We start from the raw sequence: 17,354 nt of genomic DNA, 5'->3' as shown, positions 1-17,354 counted from the left end.
GTGAAGCCCGGGCACAGGCCCGGGCCCACTGCACTCATGGCATTTGCGGCAGTTCTTGAGGGCGCAGGTCGAACACCAGCACTTCGGCATCCGCGCCATTGCTCAAGGTCAGCACCTGTTCATCCCGAACCCGCACGCCATCGCCCTCCTGCAGTTGCACGCCGTTGAGTTCGACATTGCCCCGGGCCACATGCACGTAGGCATAGCGATCGGCGGCCAACTCCAGGGTGGCGCTTTCCTTGCCGTCAATCAGCGCGGCATAAACCCGCGCATCCTGACGCACGCTCAGTGAGCCGTTGGCCCCGTCAGGCGAGATGATCAATTGCAGCCGACCGCGTTTTTTCTGAGTACTGAAGTGCTCTTGCTGATAACGCGGTTTGGCGCCGACGACGTCCGGCACGATCCAGATTTGCAGGAAGTGCACCGGCCGGTTGGCCGAGTGGTTGTACTCGCTATGGGCCACGCCACTGCCGGCGCTCATCAGTTGCACGTCGCCGGGGCGGATCACCGAACCGGTGCCCAGGGTGTCCTTGTGTTCCAGGGCGCCTTCGAGCACATAGGAGAAAATCTCCATGTCCCGGTGCGGGTGTTGACCGAAACCCTTGCCGGCGGCCACCCGGTCGTCGTTGATCACCAGCAGGTCGGAAAAACCCTGCTCCCGCGGGTTGCGGTAATTGGCGAAGGAAAAGGTATGGAACGACTTCAACCAGCCGTGATTGGCGGCGCCACGCTCAGAGGCTTTGCGAAGGGTCAGCATGATGAGATCTCCCGTAGGGACGAGAATTCGTCCGAGTGAGGAGAAGGTTAATGTTTACCGATGGGAGCAATAAGTAGATGGAAGTTGAAACATTGTCTCTTTCAGGTTGACAGTTTTGTGCGGGAAATCACGTATTCTCGGCCGCCGTTCTTGCCATATCCGGTCATACTGTCCTATGTCGGCGTGAAGCTTCTATTCTTTTTATATCAATGAGTTAAAACCCATGAAAACAGTGGCGATGGTGCTGTTCCCGGACTTTCTCCTGCTCGACATGGCCGGGCCCATGGAGGTGTTTTCCATCGCCAATCGTTATCTGGGGCCGGACGACCACTATCAGCTGTCGCTGATTGGCACTGAGCACGAGGCGGTGCGGGCTTCCAATGGTGTCCGGGTACAGGCTGACACGCACATCGATCAGGCGGATGGGGGCTATGACCTGTTGCTGGTGCCTGGCGGCCCCGGCGCCTATAACGAAAAAAATCCGTCGCTGCTCGCCTGGCTCCAGGACGCTGTCCGGCGGGTGATCTGTTATGGCTCGATCTGCACGGGGGCCTTCGTGCTGGGGCATGCCGGTTTACTGGATGGCTATCGCGTGACGACTCATTGGCACTATACGGAACGGTTGATCAAGGCTTTCCCCAAGGCGACGGTGGAGACCGATCAGATTTACGTCCAGGACCGCAACCTGATCACCTCTGGCGGCGTCACTGCCGGCATTGACCTGGCCTTGGCGGTGGTCGCCCGGGACCACGGCAAGAAAGTCGCCCAGGACGTGGCCAAGGTATTGCTGGTGGCGATGACGCGCCAGGGCGGACAGGCGCAGTACAGTCCGTTGATGGCGGCGGTGTCACCCCATGAAACCCCGGTCACCCGGGTTCAGCATCATGTGCTCGAACACCTCGATGAAAGCTTCAGCGTCGAACGCATGGCCGGGCTGGCGAATATGAGTGCGCGGCATTTTGCCCGGATCTTTACCCGGGAAGTGAACATGACGCCGATGGCGTTTGTGCAAAATGCACGCATCGATTGCGCCAGGCGTCTGCTGGAAACCAGCGACTTGCCACTTAAGACCGTGGCCTACAAAAGCGGCTTCGGCAGCGTACGGCACATGCGCTTTCTGTTCAGTGAGAAACTCGGCCTGACCCCCAGCCAGTACCGCGAACAGTTCAGCTAGAGCGCTCTTGTCCGTCCCGCGCACTGGGATGGCCGTAGCGCTCCTCCCGTGGTGGTTGTACCGTCACCCATGCCTGCCAAGATACCCATGAATTTTAGCCATGGAGGTGCGGGAACCTGGGGCAACGCGCGCAACGGAGCATGCAGTACCTTTGGGCCGGACCAGGTTTTCAGCACGTGAGCGTGCATGAACGACCTCAGAGACTTAAACCGCGATGGGCCGCTGCGCTTCGGTCCCTATATGTTCCACCCCTGGCAAAGGTTGATTCTCGACGGTGACAGGCCCCTGCGCATGGGCGGGCGGGCGCTGGACATTCTCCAGGTGCTGGTCGAGCGCGCCGGCAATGTGGTCGGCAAGGAGGAGCTTATTGCGCGGGTCTGGCCGACCTCGGTGGTCGAGGAAATCAATCTGCGGGTGCACATCGCCGCCCTGCGTCGGGCCCTCGGTGACGGCCGGGAGGGGCAACGCTACATCGTCAACGTTCCCCAGCGTGGTTACGTCTTTATCGCCCCGGTGCAGCGGATGGCGCATGGTACGGCGGTCGCGATCGACATTTCTCCCAAGCGCCAGCACAACCTGCCTGCGCGGCTGACCCCCGTCATCGGTCGAGACGCGATGCTCGGCAGTGTGGTCCGGCAGTTGCCCGTCCACCGTTTCATGACCCTGGCCGGCCCTGCCGGCATCGGCAAGACCAGCGTGGCGTTGCGTGTGGCTGAATTGCTGCTGCAGCACTACCGCGACGGTGTCTGGATGATTGATCTTGCGGCAATCGATGATCCCGCGCGGATCATCGGGTATCTGGCGCACACCCTTGAATTGGACGGCGGTGTGGACGCCCTGAGGTCATGGCACGCCTTGCTGGTGTTCGATAATTGCGAGCATCTGCTCGAAGGCTGTCGAGCAGTCGTCGAGAGATTGCGGGTTTCGGCGCCACGGCTGTCGATCCTGGTCACCAGCCGCGAACCGCTGCGGGCACTGGCTGAAACAGTGCTGCACGTGCCGCCCCTGGTCGTTCCGCCCACATCGGCGTTGCACAGTGTGGCCGATGTCATGGGCTATTCGGCAGTGCAGCTGTTTGTCAGTCGGGCCCGAGCCCGTCAGCCAGCCTTTTGCTTGCGCGAGCGGGACCTCCGGGCCGTGCGCGAAATCTGCCGTCGACTCGATGGCTTGCCGTTGGCCATCGAGTTGGCGGCGGCGCAGATCGATGCGCTGGCACTGGTGGGACTGCAAGCCCAATTGGGCAACTGCCTGCAACTGCTGACCCAAGGCCGGCGTACCGCCGTTCCACGGCATCAGACCCTCAAGTCCGCATTGGACTGGAGTTATCAGCGCCTCAGCCCGCTGGAGCAAACCGTGTTGCAGGGTCTGGCGGTGTTCAAAATGGCCTTTACCCTGGAGGCTGCCGTCGGCGCCATCAGCTGTGCGGTACTGCGCCCCACCAGTCTGGTGGACGTGGTGGAACGCCTGGCGCGCAAATCGCTGTTGTCGGTCGAACAGCGCAACGGCGTGACACGTTACCGGTTGCTCAACACCACCCGCGCCTTCGCTCTGGAAAAGCTTGAGCGCGGCGGACTGCTGCGGGCGTTTGAAATGCGCTACGCCCGCTACTTCAGCCCGGCACATTGGGCATCACGGGGCACGGTGCCGTTGCAATTCGTCGAGCAACTGACGAGCTTTGGTTAGGTCCGGTGTGGCAAAGCCTTCGGTGAATCGGGCGTAGAGTGGGGCGAGCAGCTCATGAGCTTGCTGGAAGTGACCCTGGCGCTGCCAAAGCTGTGCCAGTGAGGTGGCGCTACGTAGCTCCCAGGCCAGTGCACCCTGGGCTTTTGCTACGGCCAGCGCCTTGAGCAGAACCGTCTCGGCCGCGTTCGTGCGGTTGGCTGTCAGCAGCGTATTGGCCCTGGCTCGAAGGATTTCCGCCGTACTCCAGCCGGCCATGCCGGTTTCGGCGCGTTCCAGCAAGGCGTCATCGAGAAAGCCGGTGTCCAGGGTCACCATGATGTCCTTGATCAGCCCGGTGCCGGGTGGCGGCGACGAGTACTCAGCGCCGCTATCGATCACCTGGGCATAGCGCCGGGCCCAGGTGTAGAACAGCAGCACCGAGTGCTTCTGTGCCTGCTCCAGCAACTGGCGCAACAGTTCACGGGCCGTCCCGGTGTCGCCGTTGTAGTGGGCGATCAGGCAGCCGGACAGCGCCAGGGTGTAGCAGATGGAGGTGCCGTGGTTGATCTGGATCGCGATATCCAGGGCCTGGCGAGCCGTGTGCCAGGCTTTTTCCGGATGGCCTTGCAGCCAGAGGATCCGCGCCAGGATCGTCAGGGCGGCGACGCTCTGGTCGTATTGCACGCCAAAGCCGCGGGTAAAGCGATTGAGGTGGCCGCTCTGGGTCATGCGCTGGATGACTTGCTCGGCATTCTCCCGCGCTTGTGGCTGGTCCCCGGCAAAGTGCAGGGCCAGCACCCGCAAGCGATGGGTGCTGAGGGACATCGCGGCGGTCCCGTTGCCGAGCAGACCCAAGCGGTCGAACTGCCGGCTTTGCTCCAGGGCCTGTTGGTAGTGGCCGCAACTGAGGTTGACCGCCATATGCCCGGATACCGCCCGGAGCTGGCCGGCCACATCGGCGCAGCTTTCGGCCAGGGCGTGGGCGCTCACGAAGGCGTCGACCGTTTCGGCGGTCCCGCCCTGGGCGTGGTAGCAGGAGCTGCCGAGGGCGAGCTTGAGGGCCATGGTCAAGCGAGGGCAGGGTTGCGCGGCCGCCTCCAGCCGTGCCAGAGCCTTGCGTACATACCCTCCGTGTTCCTTGAGTAGCGACAGTTCCTGCCACAGCGGCGTCGAGGCGGCTGTCAAACGGATTGCCAACAAAGACGGACCATCGCCCTTCAAGCCCCAGTCGAGTGTCGCGCGGATGTCTTCCAGGCCTCGGGCGTAACGTTCGATCCATAGCTCGGACAGGGTCAGTTCCCAGTCCTCTTGAGCCTGGTGCATCAAGGCCAGGCAACGTTCGGCGTGACGCTCGCGGACCTCCGCCAGCTCGGCGGCCTGGTCGAGTTTTTCCAGGGCGTAGCTGCGGGTGGTGTCCAGCAGGCGATAAAACACCTCCTCGTCACCGACTTCCACGTTCAGCAGGGACTTGGCCACCAGTTGGGTGATCGAGGCAAAAACCCGGTCGGGAGCGATATGTTCGCCGACGATCACCGCCGCCGCCGATGCCAGGGTGAATCCTCCCCTGAAGATGCCCAGCCGGCGCAGACAGGCCTGCTCGCAGGCATTGAGCAGTTCGAAGCTCCAATCCAGTGTGGCACGCAAGGTCTGATGACGGCCCAGTGTCGTATGGGAGCCCTGGGTCAGCAGGCGAAAACTGCCTTGCAGTTGCGTCAGCAATCCCTCGATCCCCAGGTTGGCCACTTGCGCCGCCGCCAGCTCGATCGCCAAGGGAATACCGTCCAGGCGCCGGCAGACTTCGATCGCCATCGGCAACTCGTGGTCGGCCAATTCAAAACTGTCGTGGCTGGCCATCGCCCGCTCGACGAACAATTGCAAAGCCGAAAAGCCCAAGGCCTGAGTGCGGTTGAGCGTGGCGATGGGTGGCGGGCAGTCCAGCGACTCCAGGCGTTGCACGAATTCGCCTTCGGCCCGCAGGCTCTCGCGGCTGGTGGCCAGGATATGCACCTGTGGCGCCGCGCGCAGGATGCTTTCGCAAAGCAACGCGATGGCATCGACCAGGTGTTCGCAGTTGTCGATGACCAGCAACATCTGCCGCTCGCGCAGGCACGTCGCCAGGCAGTTCATCGGCTCGCCGTCATGCAGCGCCAGGTCCAGCAGCGTTGCCAGATGAGCGCTGATCATCCGCGGGTCGTGGATAGGGGCCAGGTCCAACAGTCGAATGCCGTCGCGGTAGTGACCGATCAGCTGTTCGGCAACGCGCAGCGCCACGGTGGTCTTGCCGATGCCACCGGGGCCGACCAGGGTGATGAAGCGCAGGTCGGGCAGTTGTGTCACGAGGCTGTCCAGCAAGGCGTGACGCCCGATCATGCGGGTGCGACGTATCGGCAGGTTATGACCCTTCGGCTCGTCCGAGGCGCTCCCGGGGCTTTGCTCGATAGTCTCGAGAGAGACGGGCGCGACAAAGCTGTAGCCACGCTGAGCGACCGTGATGATGTAGCGCTGGCCAGCCTGGCCGTCGCCGAGGGCTTTGCGCAGTGCGGCGATGTGCACGCGCAGATTGGTGTCTTCGACAACGCTTCTGGGCCAGACTCGGGCGATCAATTGCTGCTTGCTGACCACATTCCCGGCGTGCTCCAGCAGGATCAACAGAATGTCCAGGGCGAGCCGCCCCAGGCGCAGGCGCTGATCGCCCTCCATGACCAGGCGTTGTCCGGGGTAGATCCGGTAGGGGCCGAAAAGCACGGCCTGCGCGGGGGGAAGGGCCAACAGATTACTCCTCTGGAAAATTAACAACGTTTAACTCGTCCTGTGCCCGTTCTACGTTCAAAAATCCAATCCTTCAAGTTCAACGCAAAGCTCAGCCTTCTTGCAACGACAACCCCGAGGAGCAATCGCCATGAGCACATTTACCACCCGTGACGGTACCGAGATCTACTACAAGGACTGGGGTACCGGTCAGCCCATCGTCTTCAGCCACGGCTGGCCGCTGAATGCCGACAGCTGGGAGGCGCAGATGATCTTCCTGGCCTCCAGGGGGTATCGGGTTATCGCTCATGACCGTCGTGGCCATGGCCGCTCCAGCCAACCCTGGTTTGGCAATGAAATGGACACCTACGCCGACGACCTGGCCCAATTGATCGAGTTGCTGGACCTGAATAACGTGGTGCTGTTCGGTTTCTCCACCGGCGGTGGCGAAGTGGCGCGCTACATCGGTCGTCACGGTACCGGACGGGTCGCCAAAGCGGGACTGATTTCTTCGGTGCCACCGCTGATGCTCAAGACCGAAGCCAACCCGGGCGGTTTGCCGATCGAGGTGTTCGACGGCCTGCGCCAGGGCTCCCTGGCCGACCGTTCGCAGTTGTACAAGGATGTCGCCAGCGGGCCGTTCTTTGGTTTCAACAAGCCGGGTGCCCAACCTTCGCAGGGCATGATCGACTGGTTCTGGATGCAAGGCATGATGGCCGGCCACAAAAATGCCTATGACTGCATCAAGGCGTTCTCGGAGACCGATTTCACCGAAGACCTGAAGAAGTTCGACGTGCCGACCCTGGTGGTGCATGGCGACGCTGATCAGATCGTGCCGATCGAGGCCGCCGGCATCGCCTCGGCCAAACTGATCAAAGGCTCGAAGCTGTTGGTCTATCCCGGTGCCCCCCATGGTCTGACCGACACCCACAAGGATCAACTCAACGCCGATCTGCTGGCGTTCCTCAAGGGTTGATTGCTTGTGAGCGCGTACTGATGAACCGTAACGATCTGCGTCGCGTCGACATGAACCTGTTGGTGATTTTCGAGGCCCTGATGTTCGAAAAGAACCTGACCCGAGTGGCTGAAAAACTGTTCATGGGGCAGCCGGCCGTGAGCGCCGCGCTGGGACGCCTGCGGGATCTGTTCGACGACCCGCTGCTGCTGCGCAACGGTCGTGGGATGGAGCCGACGGCGCGGGCGTTGGCGATCCTCAAAGAGCTGCAACCGGCGATGGACACCATTTCGGGGGCGGTCAGCCGGGCCAAGGCGTTTGACCCGGCAACCAGCTGCGAGGTGTTTCGCATCGGCCTTTCGGACGATGCCGAGTTCGGTTTGTTTCCGCCATTGCTCCGGCAGTTGCAGGAGGAGGCGCCGGCGGTCGTTGTGGTGGTGCGTCGGGCCAATTATCTGTTGATGCCGGCTTTGCTGGCATCCGGGGAAATCTCCGTCGGGGTCAGTTACACCACCGAGTTGCCGGCCAACGCCAAGCGCAAGAGGCTGCGTGATATCGCCTGCAAAGTGTTGCGCGGTGACAATCGCCCCGGTCAGCTGACGCTCGATGAATACTGTCAGCGACCCCACGCCATGGTGTCGTTTTCCGGCGACCTGAGCGGCAACATCGATCTCGACCTGGCCAAGGTCGGCCGTACCCGGCGCGTGGTGCTGGGGGTTCCGCAGTTCAGTGGCTTGCGGGCGATGCTCGCCGGTACCGAAATGATCGCCACGGTGCCCGACTACGCGGCTTGCGCGTTGGTTGAAGGCGGTGCCTTGAGAGCGGAAGAACCGCCGTTCCCCATCGAGGCGGCGCAACTGTCGATGGCCTGGAGTGGCGTGCACGACAACGATCCGGCGGAGCGCTGGTTACGTTCGCGGATCAGCCAGTACATGTCTGAACCGTTGAACATCCCTGATCCTCTCACCGGAGCTTCGTATCATGCCTGATTCCAATCGCCTCGATCCCGTCGGTCGCCCGGCGCGGGGGGCTGATGAAGTCGTGACACTGATCGTCAAACACCGGGTCAAGGTCGGCTTTGAGGCCCCCTATGAAGCTTGGCTACGGCGTATTGTCGGCATTGCCGGGCAGCGCGAGGGGCATTTGGGCGTGGACGTGATTCGTGGCAGAAGTGCCGGTCTCGACCTGTTCACCTGCGTGCTGCGCTTCTGCTCCACCGAGGCGATGCAGCGCTGGCTTGATTCGCCTCAGCGGCTGGAGCTGGTCAACGAAGCCGCCCCGATGCTCGCCGACGGTGATCGGACCGAGGTCCATCCAGTCAATGCGTTCTGGTTTTCACCGCCGGCGGATGCCACCTCGCCACCCCCGCGTTGGAAGCAGGCGGTGCTGACATTGATGGTGATCCTGCCGCACACCCTGCTGGTGCCGCTGATCTGGGGACCGGTACTGCGGCTCGACGCGTTCCTCTCCAATTACCTGATCTCCACCTTCCTGATCACCCTGACCATCGTGCTCTCGGTGGTGTACCTGTTCATGCCCCTGGCGACCCGACTGTTTGCCCCCTGGTTGACTGCCGCCCCGTCTCATTCCACTTTGTCCGAGGAAACGCGATGAACGCCGATCTGATTTTGTTCAATGGTCAATTCCACACGGTTGACCGTGCCAAGCCCCTCGCCAGTGCGGTGGCGATCCACGATGGCCGCTTTGTGGTGGTGGGCACGGATGCCGAAGCCATGGCCTTGCGCGGTTCGAGTACCCAGGTCATCGACCTCAAGGGCCGTTGCGTCATCCCTGGCCTCAACGACTCGCACCTGCACCTGATCCGTGGTGGCTTGAACTACAACCTGGAGCTGCGCTGGGAGGGTGTGCCTTCCCTGGCCGATGCCCTGCGCATGCTCAAGGAGCAGGCCGACCGTACGCCGACGCCGCAATGGGTGAGGGTGGTGGGCGGCTGGAACGAATTCCAGTTTGCCGAAAAGCGTATGCCGACCCTGGAAGAACTCAACCAGGCCGCACCGGACACACCGGTATTCGTCTTGCACTTGTACGACCGCGCCTTGCTCAATCGCGCTGCGCTGCGGGTCGCCGGCTACACCCGTGATACGCCGAACCCGCCGGGCGGCGAGATTGTCCGCGATGCCAAAGGCGACCCGACGGGCATGTTGGTGGCGCGACCCAATGCGATGATTCTTTACTCGACCCTGGCCAAGGGACCGAAGCTGCCCCTGGAGTATCAGGTCAACTCGACTCGCCAGTTCATGCGTGAACTCAACCGTCTCGGCCTGACCAGCGCTATCGATGCCGGTGGTGGTTTCCAGAATTACCCGGATGACTACGCGGTGATCGAGCAGTTGGCCAAGGACCAGCAACTGACCATTCGCATCGCCTACAACCTGTTCACCCAAAAGCCCAAGGAAGAACTGAGCGATTTCAAGAACTGGACCGGCAGCGTCACCTTGCACCAGGGCGACGACTACTTGCGGCACAACGGTGCCGGGGAGATGCTGGTGTTCTCCGCCGCCGACTTCGAAGACTTCCTCGAACCGCGTCCGGACCTGCCGCAGACCATGGAAGAAGAGCTGGAACCGGTTGTGCGCCATCTGGTGGAGCAACGTTGGCCGTTCCGTTTGCATGCGACGTACAACGAATCCATCAGCCGCATGCTCGATGTGTTCGAGAAGGTCAATCGCGACATTCCATTCAATGGCTTGCCCTGGTTCTTCGATCACGCTGAAACCATTACCCCGCAGAACATCGAACGGGTGAGGGCGTTGGGCGGCGGTATTGCGATTCAGGACCGCATGGCGTTCCAGGGCGAATACTTCGTCGAGCGTTATGGCGCCAAGGCTGCCGAAGCCACGCCGCCGATCAAACGGATGCTGGCCGAGGGTGTCCCTGTCGGCGCGGGCACCGATGCCACGCGGGTTTCCAGCTACAACCCGTGGACCTCACTGTACTGGATGGTCAGCGGGCGTACCGTGGGCGGCATGGAATTGCACCGCGAAGGGCTTTCCCGGCAGACCGCACTGGAGCTCTTCACCCATGGCAGCGCCTGGTTCTCTTCCGAGCAGGGCAAGAAAGGCCAGATCAAGGTCGGGCAACTGGCAGACGTTGTCGCCCTGACCGCGGATTTCTTCCAGGTCGAAGAAGAGGCCATCAAGTGGATCGAGTCGCTGCTGACCGTGGTCGGCGGCAAGGTGGTGTATGCCGCCGGGGACTTCGAAAAACTCGGGCCAGCCAGCGTGCCAGTGCTGCCGGACTGGTCGCCGGTAGCCAAGGTTCCTGGTCATTGGCGCCCGACGTCGCCGATGCAGGCTCAGGTTCACCATTGCAGCGGACCCTGTGCCGTTCACTCCCACAGCCATGAGCGGGCGCGTCTGTCGAACGCACCGGTCAGTGACTTCCAGGGGTTCTGGGGCGCGTTCGGCTGCTCGTGTTTTGCTTTCTGACGATCAAAAAAAATGCCGGCCAAAGCCGTCGGCATCCCTGTGCAATATCCATCCACCAAGGAGTTTTACATGAGCAACGTTCCGTACAAACGTCTGAACAAAGATGATGCCGTTGTGCTGTTGGTCGATCACCAGACCGGGCTGATCTCGCTGGTGCAGGATTTCTCACCCAACGAATTCAAGAACAACGTACTGGCGCTGGCAGACCTGGCCAAGTTCTTCAAATTGCCGACCATCCTGACCACCAGCTTTGAAAACGGCCCGAACGGCCCGATGGTGCCGGAGCTCAAGGAGCTCTTCCCGGATGCGCCGTACATTCCACGCCCTGGCCAGATCAATGCCTGGGACAACGCCGATTTCGTCAAGGCGGTAAAGGCGACCGGTCGCAAGCAACTGATCATTGCCGGCGTGGTGACCGACGTGTGCGTGGCGTTCCCGACCTTGTCTGCCCTGGCGGAAGGCTTTGAAGTGTTTGTGGTCACCGACGCGTCGGGCACCTTCAACGAAACCGTGCAGCAGGCGGCATGGGCACGGATGACGGCGGCGGGTGCGCAACTGGTGAACTGGTTCTCGGTAGCCTGCGAGCTGCAAGGCGACTGGCGCAACGACATGGAAGGCCTGGCGAACCTGTTGTCGCCGCGCATTCCGAATTATCGCAACTTGATGAACAGCTATTCGGCCCTGACCTCCAGATAAGTTCTGGTGCACTGCTGGTTCGAATGAATGCCCGCCACTGTGCGGGCATTTTTTTGATCAACGTTTCTGCAGTCACCCAGCGGGCCTTTCAATCAAGGCCTCATCACCGATTAATGGGCTGTCAGAAAAGGAAAAAGTCGCTATAACGTGTTTGGCTGTCAACCAGAGAGTGACAATGAACCCGTTCGAAGATATGCGTATTTTTTGCCAGGTCATGGACTCCGGCAGCTTCACCGCAGCGGCGGATCAGTTGGGCCTGTCCAAGCAGTTTGTCAGCCGGCGTCTGATGCAACTGGAGGAACGTCTGGGCGTGCGACTGATCAATCGCTCGACCCGGCGGCTGGACATGACGCCCCTGGGGCAGAGTTATTACGAGTCGGCTTTGCGCCTGCTCAGTGAGGTCGAGCAAGTGGAGCAGGGCATCGCCGGTCAGACGGTAGAGCCCCGTGGCACTGTTCGCCTGAGCGCTCCACTGTCGTTTGCGATGGCGCATTTGAGCGAGGTGTTGCCGGCTTTCTTGCAGCGCTATTGCGACGTCACGGTTGAAGTGGATCTCAGCGACCGACCGGTAGATTTACTCGGTGAGGGCTACGACCTGGCATTGCGCATCGGGGTGCTGGAAGACTCGACGCTGATTGCCCGGCGTATCGGGTCCATCCAGCGGGTGTATTGCGCCAGTCCCGCTTACCTGGCCGAGCGCGGCACCCCGGTCAAACCCGAGGATGTGCAGGCCCATGACTGCCTGCCTTACGGCCATGGCCGCCAGGTGCAATGGCGTTTCGAAGGGCAGGGCAAGCCATTGATCGTCAATGTCACGGGACGGATGCGGGTCAACAATGGTGAGTTGCTCAAGGACGCCGCCATCGCCGGCATGGGTATTACCTATTTGCCGACCTTCATTGTCGATTCGGCCTTGAAGGATGGGCGGCTGGTGCCGGTACTGGCTGACTTCTGTCCTGAACCGTTGGCGTTATCGGCAGTTTATCCGCAGCATCGCCAGGGCTCTCGACCGGTGCGGGCGCTGATCGAGTTCTTGCGTGAACGGCTGGATTGCGACGTTACCCTCGCTCAAAGCGCTCGGCACACATGAGTGGTTGATCGCCAACATGCTCGGTGTCCACTGGGACTCTTTGCGCATCAATGAAATCTATCCGCGACTTCGTGCCGCTCCCCGCGCTCGCTGCGAAACAGTTTATCGGCGGTTTTTTTCTGGTCGGCGGACAGCGTGCCGTACAGCGCGCTGAACGAAGTGGCAAGCTTGTGCAGATTGTCCGCGTGCATCTGTGCCAGCCTGGCATAGGACTGCATCGCCTCATCGGCATTTAATGAGGGCAGCTTCTGCGCCTGATCCAGGTAGGCCTTGTCGGTACCGTGTGCATTGTCACGCATGGTTTTCGCATAGGCGTCCCACTGGGCGGACTGCTTGTCGGTGATCTTCAGTTTGGCGCGCAGTTCGTTGATCCGCTTCTCTACCAGGTCTTCGTATTTTTTGGCGTGACGGGCGGCCGTTTGGGAGACAGCGTCAGAGCTTCTCGCTGCCATCGTCGGTGCCGAGAAGGAAGCGCTGAGGACGGCCAGCATCAACACAGCGGGCATGGCTGCTTTGAACGCGAAGTTTTTCATATTCGGATATCCGGATTGAGGGGGGCGGCATCTATATGCCCCAACCTTACCACCGAGGACGGGTCAGGAGTATCGCGGGTAAATCCACGGCAAGAGGGCGGGTAAATACCCGCCCTCTTGCCCAGGTGACAGGGGTCAAGCTGACCCCCTGGATCAGCTGTTGAGTTTTTTCGGGTACGAATCCAGCAGTACCTTGTCCTGGAGACCGTCCAGGAGTTCCTTCAAGCGCGCGGCGCCCTCTGGCGTCTTGTCCGTCTTGTCCGGGTGCAACGCCCGTTCCAGCACGGCCATGAAACTCTGGGTTTTCGATGTGTTGACGGGGGTTGAGGTGTGATCCACCAGGTGCCCCATCACGTATTTGAAGATATTTGTGGATTGGCTGGCCGACTGGGTCACCGCCGCATTGGTCAACTTACCGTCTTTGTAAGCGATATTGGTCTGGCTGCTGGCGTTGTCGCTGATCTGGTAGAACAGGTAGTTCTGCGAGTCCGCGTTGCTGCTCAGCTTCAGCTTCTGGCCCGCGGACAGCGCCTGGTGATAGCTGGCGGTCAGGTTCGATTGCTGGTCCTGCTCAATGGAGCGATTCTGCGAATCATTGCCCTTGAGTTGAGTGGTCTGGGACAGGTTATAAGCAAAGGTATCCCGCTCGCTGGGACGCATCGGGTTGCTCGCCTGGCTTGCCTGCGTCATCGACGCGGAGAAATCCGCCAGGCCGGTCAACAGCTTGCGATCCAGATTGGTGGGGGCGAGTGGATCGACGGCTGCCGGCGTGGAGGTCGCACTGGTGACGGGATAGTTGCTGTTCAGGGAGGAGAACGCATCCTTGAACATCGACATCATGTCGCGATCCGCGTGACCTCGGGCGGCTGCGGCATCAATCTGCTTGAGGTAGCTCTGCAGGGCCTTGGCCTGTTGGATGGGATTGCCGAGAATCGCCTGGCTCTTCAGGTCCACGGACAGTTGCAGATCACCTGAAGGGCCGCTCATGCTGACCGAGCGTTTCTGGCTGTCGGCATGGAACTCGAGGGTCTGGTTGTTTTTGTCGTCAATCTTGAGCTTGGTGCTCAGGTCGACCGAGGAAAATACCTTCGAGTCGAACTGGGTCAGGGCATCCAGCTTCAATTGAGGCGGCTCGGCGGTCAAACCGTCGATTGCCGCCTGGAAACCTTTGGCCATCTTGGCCAGGGCCGCACTCTCTTCAGCCGTGAGGTCGCCGCCTTCCACCTGGGCCTGCACGGCCATTCCATCGTCCTGGTTCGCCAGGCTCAAGGTCACGGTTTTACCGCTGGCGGTCTTGAGGGTCAGGCTGATCGTGCTGTCGGCATTGCTGCTGTGCAGCTTGGACTGTGCAGCGGCGATCCCGGCGGCGTTGAGCGGTCTGATGTCGGACTGCTGGACAACCGATTGCGAGATGTTCTTTTTGCCGTCGGCCAACTGTGACATCAGCGCGGCACCCAAGCCGGCAAAGCGGGCGGCGTTGGAGTTGGAGCTATTGCTGAGGTTGCCGCCCATCGTGAACGACACCTTGTCCAGCGGGCTGCTTTCCCAGGTAGGTGCCTGCGCGGCGTTAGGCAAGGTTCCACGGGCATTGTAGGTATTGATTTCGACCACGTTGTTCTGGCCGAGAAGCACGGTGGACGCCGGTGCGGAAACAGCCGCGGTTGTTTCGACAGGCTGGGCGCCAGCCGGCGTATTACCGACAAGCTGGGAAGGGTTCAGCGTCAAAACATTGATCGACGATATCCCTGTCATGGAACCTCCTGGGGCAAGAGAATTATTCTATGTACAGGAGTGTATCGACGACGACACAAATAACTTTAGGGCGTCAGCGGCAGGCCGGAGAACTGTTGTCCAGTGCACTGAGCCTTTGTAATAGAGGGATTCAAGCGCCTGTCCCCGGATACCGTGTCTCCATCACGATCGACAACGCATCGGGTCGCCAGAATTCCTGGTCGAACTCCACCGGCTGGTTCGCTTCGCCGAAGTTCAGCCGCTCCAGGTAGACGCTGGTGGAACCCACCGACAGTTGCAGCAACTGCGCCTGTTCCTCGTTGACCGTGCCGATATGCATCTCCAGCTCGCAACGCGACTGCACCCGCGAAAAACGCTCGCGCAGCAGGCGGCCCTGGAGGCATTCGGTTCTCGGCGTGCGGCGCTGGGGCTCTACACTAACGAATCAGCTCGCCGCTCGTCGAGTCCACCGGCCCTGGCTGTTCCTGGGACTTCAGGTCCTGCTGCCAGGCCCGCAGGCCATAGATCGCCAGCACCACGAAGCCGGCGTACAGCGCGGCCGTCAGTTGCAGGTCCTTGAACAGGAACAGGCCGACGTAGATCACGTCCAGCACGATCCACAGCCACCAGCTGGCGACATACTTGCGCGCCGCCCAGACACTGGCCACCAGGCTGAAGGCGGTGAGCGAGGCGTCGACCCACGGCACCGCCGCATCGGTAAAGCGGACCATCAGTCCCCCCAGCAGCACCGCGCCCACGGCTCCACAGAGCAGGCCGAGCAAGCCTTCGCGCAAGGACAACCGGGCCACATGGACCTTGCCCTCGCTCAGCCCACCCTGGCTCCAGCGCCACCAGCCATAACCCTGCAACACGGCGAAGATGCCTTGCAGCAATGTATCGGAATACAGTTTGGCGTCGTAGAAGATCCAGGCGTAGAGCAGCACGGCAACGACACCGACCGGCCAGCACCAGCGAATACGCCGGGCGGTCAGCCAGACGCCGAGGACATTAACCAGGACGGCGATGATTTCAAGTGTGGACATGCGCGGATTCCTTGACGCAGGCAATGGCGGCGGCTTGACCAGGCGGTGGGCGAGAGGTCGGCCTAGTTTGGTATTGAAATCGATACTTATCAATGAATTACCCTACATTCTGGCGAAATGGCCTTGCCGGCCAGCGCAACGCTTTGAAATGTTTTGAAGATATTTAATATTGGACAAATTGACGCCATTGGATTGGCGTCCTAGTATCGCCGCCGGGTGATGGCATAGCGCTATCTGAAGGGCGCCTTGTCGCCTGCGATGTATCGAGATCTCGACATGGATGTTCGTCAGTTTGTCTTCCTGGGCCAAGCGGGTAATGGCATGCCCATGCTCAATATCGTCGCGCCGAATACCCCGGGGCTGTCGCACACCATGGAAGGGGGTTGCAGAACCATTCTGTGGAACGAAAGCATGGATCCTTGGCGGCCTCTGGATAAAGTGGCGGAGCCGTGCGGCGTCTCTCCATCTCCACTAGGTAGCAGCGACCCCGGCAGGACCAGTGATACTTCCGCGAGTCGCTGGCCTCGGTTTTTCGCTCGTATTTTTGATATGTGCTGGGAATTGGTGCTCGTCGCCGTAGTGTCGGGTTTTTTAGTCGGTAAATATTTTCCTGGTATCTTTGACTGGGCTCATAAACCAGGGGCCGCTGAGGTGCACTACGTCTTATGTCTCCCGGTTGCACTTATATTAGATGCCTTGTTGTATCGGATCGCCGGGAATACACCCTGTAAGGCGTTGTTCAGGCTGAAAATTGAAACGTCAGATGCGAAGCCATTGGGTTTTTTTCAATACCTCCATCGGAACTCTCTGGTGTGGGCGAGCGGGCTCGCTTTCGGACTGCCTATTTTCAATTTATTAACAATGGCGAATCAGGCGTTCCTACTGGGAAGTGGGCGGCGCGCGAGTTATGACGAATCCTTGAATTTTTGGGTGCGTTCAAGGCCTTTAAGTCGTGTGCGTAAAATCGCTTCTGGTATCGTCTTCATGGGGGTTTTAGGAGGTTTCTCAGTATTAAGTTCCCTGAGTCCGACGACTCAGCGTGAGTGGGTACAGTACCTCATGCAAAAAAATAACTACGCTTGGGAGAATCCACTGACCCATCTTAACGCAAGTATTGAGCCTTGGTGGGAATTTTCAGTAAAAGTAAATAGCGACGGTCAGCAAGTATATGTATTCTCCGAGAGGGTCGGCGGTGCTCAAATTGTTTTTGCTATGCAGCAGACAGGTGATGCCCTGGATGAATATGTACATGCCTTTCAGGAAAATACGGCTGCCAATATGCGCTTCTCGGACAGGGGACGCTTTTTTGAGAGAGCGGGGCGTCAATACTGGCAAGGTTATGGTCGAATGGTTAAAGATGGCCGTATTCGGCTTAAAGTTGAGATTGTTCAGTCTGGCTCTGATTTTTGGCGAGTTGTCATAACCCAGAAAAGCCCTTACGATTATACGGATGAGTTAGTGGGGAAACTCCAGGCTGAGCTATTGAGTACGGTCAAGTAGTCCATAATGATGGAGT

At 60.3% G+C, this 17,354-nt stretch carries 15 protein-coding genes; 9 read left to right on the top strand and 6 right to left on the bottom strand.

Annotation, left to right across the window (positions count from 1 at the left end; translation table 11 throughout):
- Nucleotides 1-34 precede the first annotated feature (34 nt).
- On the bottom strand, nucleotides 35-757 hold the full coding sequence (locus tag HX830_RS12940) for a pirin family protein (protein ID WP_177100549.1): 723 nt from the start codon (nucleotides 755-757) through the stop codon (nucleotides 35-37).
- A 223-nt stretch (nucleotides 758-980) separates the two neighbouring features.
- Between HX830_RS12940 and HX830_RS12935 the strand changes: the two genes are divergently transcribed.
- A complete protein-coding gene (locus HX830_RS12935) occupies nucleotides 981-1,931 on the top strand; it encodes a GlxA family transcriptional regulator (RefSeq protein WP_177100547.1) in 951 nt (316 codons plus the stop codon).
- A 186-nt stretch (nucleotides 1,932-2,117) separates the two neighbouring features.
- The gene (locus HX830_RS12930; RefSeq protein ID WP_177100545.1) at nucleotides 2,118-3,614 is read left to right on the top strand and encodes an ATP-binding protein; all 1,497 of its coding nucleotides are present in this window, start codon (nucleotides 2,118-2,120) and stop codon (nucleotides 3,612-3,614) included.
- On the opposite strand, the gene HX830_RS12925 is transcribed toward HX830_RS12930, so the two are convergent.
- A complete protein-coding gene (locus tag HX830_RS12925) occupies nucleotides 3,561-6,362 on the bottom strand; it encodes an ATP-binding protein (RefSeq protein ID WP_177100543.1) in 2,802 nt (933 codons plus the stop codon). The two genes, HX830_RS12930 and HX830_RS12925, sit on opposite strands and share 54 nt — an antisense overlap.
- Nucleotides 6,363-6,492: 130 nt before the next feature.
- Between HX830_RS12925 and HX830_RS12920 the strand changes: the two genes are divergently transcribed.
- The 6 genes from HX830_RS12920 to HX830_RS12895 all read left to right on the top strand — a co-directional run bounded on the left by HX830_RS12920 (nucleotide 6,493) and on the right by HX830_RS12895 (nucleotide 12,531).
- Nucleotides 6,493-7,317, top strand: coding sequence for an alpha/beta fold hydrolase (locus tag HX830_RS12920; protein ID WP_177100541.1), 825 nt, complete (start codon nucleotides 6,493-6,495; stop codon nucleotides 7,315-7,317).
- A 20-nt stretch (nucleotides 7,318-7,337) separates the two neighbouring features.
- On the top strand, nucleotides 7,338-8,285 hold the full coding sequence (locus HX830_RS12915) for a LysR substrate-binding domain-containing protein (RefSeq protein ID WP_103496612.1): 948 nt from the start codon (nucleotides 7,338-7,340) through the stop codon (nucleotides 8,283-8,285).
- Nucleotides 8,278-8,910: an antibiotic biosynthesis monooxygenase gene (locus tag HX830_RS12910; RefSeq protein ID WP_103496611.1), complete on the top strand. Its 633-nt coding sequence runs from the start codon at nucleotides 8,278-8,280 to the stop codon at nucleotides 8,908-8,910. Before HX830_RS12915 ends, HX830_RS12910 begins: the two co-directional genes overlap by 8 nt.
- Nucleotides 8,907-10,745: an amidohydrolase gene (locus tag HX830_RS12905; RefSeq protein WP_103496610.1), complete on the top strand. Its 1,839-nt coding sequence runs from the start codon at nucleotides 8,907-8,909 to the stop codon at nucleotides 10,743-10,745. The genes HX830_RS12910 and HX830_RS12905 overlap by 4 nt, the downstream gene beginning before the upstream one ends.
- A gap of 69 nt (nucleotides 10,746-10,814) precedes the next feature.
- The gene (gene ycaC, locus HX830_RS12900) at nucleotides 10,815-11,441 is read left to right on the top strand and encodes an isochorismate family cysteine hydrolase YcaC (protein WP_103496609.1); all 627 of its coding nucleotides are present in this window, start codon (nucleotides 10,815-10,817) and stop codon (nucleotides 11,439-11,441) included.
- A 175-nt stretch (nucleotides 11,442-11,616) separates the two neighbouring features.
- Nucleotides 11,617-12,531, top strand: a complete 915-nt coding sequence (locus tag HX830_RS12895; RefSeq protein WP_177100539.1) for a LysR family transcriptional regulator — start codon at nucleotides 11,617-11,619, stop codon at nucleotides 12,529-12,531.
- Nucleotides 12,532-12,578: 47 nt separating this feature from the next.
- On the opposite strand, the gene HX830_RS12890 is transcribed toward HX830_RS12895, so the two are convergent.
- The 4 genes from HX830_RS12890 to pnuC form a co-directional block, all read right to left on the bottom strand.
- The gene (locus HX830_RS12890; RefSeq protein WP_152740396.1) at nucleotides 12,579-13,064 is read right to left on the bottom strand and encodes a Spy/CpxP family protein refolding chaperone; all 486 of its coding nucleotides are present in this window, start codon (nucleotides 13,062-13,064) and stop codon (nucleotides 12,579-12,581) included.
- Between the two features lie 153 nt (nucleotides 13,065-13,217).
- The gene (locus HX830_RS12885; protein WP_256350495.1) at nucleotides 13,218-14,816 is read right to left on the bottom strand and encodes a lactate dehydrogenase; all 1,599 of its coding nucleotides are present in this window, start codon (nucleotides 14,814-14,816) and stop codon (nucleotides 13,218-13,220) included.
- A 130-nt stretch (nucleotides 14,817-14,946) separates the two neighbouring features.
- Nucleotides 14,947-15,180 carry a UTRA domain-containing protein gene (locus tag HX830_RS12880; protein WP_256350499.1) on the bottom strand — a complete coding sequence of 78 codons (234 nt, stop codon included), beginning with the start codon at nucleotides 15,178-15,180 and terminating at the stop codon, nucleotides 14,947-14,949.
- A 52-nt stretch (nucleotides 15,181-15,232) separates the two neighbouring features.
- Entirely contained in the window at nucleotides 15,233-15,838 is a 606-nt protein-coding gene (gene pnuC / locus HX830_RS12875; RefSeq protein ID WP_177100537.1) for a nicotinamide riboside transporter PnuC, read from the bottom strand.
- Nucleotides 15,839-16,114: 276 nt separating this feature from the next.
- On the opposite strand from pnuC, the gene HX830_RS12870 reads away from it, so the two are divergent.
- The gene (locus tag HX830_RS12870; protein ID WP_177100535.1) at nucleotides 16,115-17,338 is read left to right on the top strand and encodes an RDD family protein; all 1,224 of its coding nucleotides are present in this window, start codon (nucleotides 16,115-16,117) and stop codon (nucleotides 17,336-17,338) included.
- Nucleotides 17,339-17,354: the final 16 nt, after the last annotated feature.

It is taken from the genome of Pseudomonas gingeri, from assembly GCF_013385425.1.
Lineage (GTDB): Bacteria > Pseudomonadota > Gammaproteobacteria > Pseudomonadales > Pseudomonadaceae > Aquipseudomonas > Aquipseudomonas gingeri_D.
This window is presented reverse-complemented; position numbering and strand designations above follow the sequence as displayed.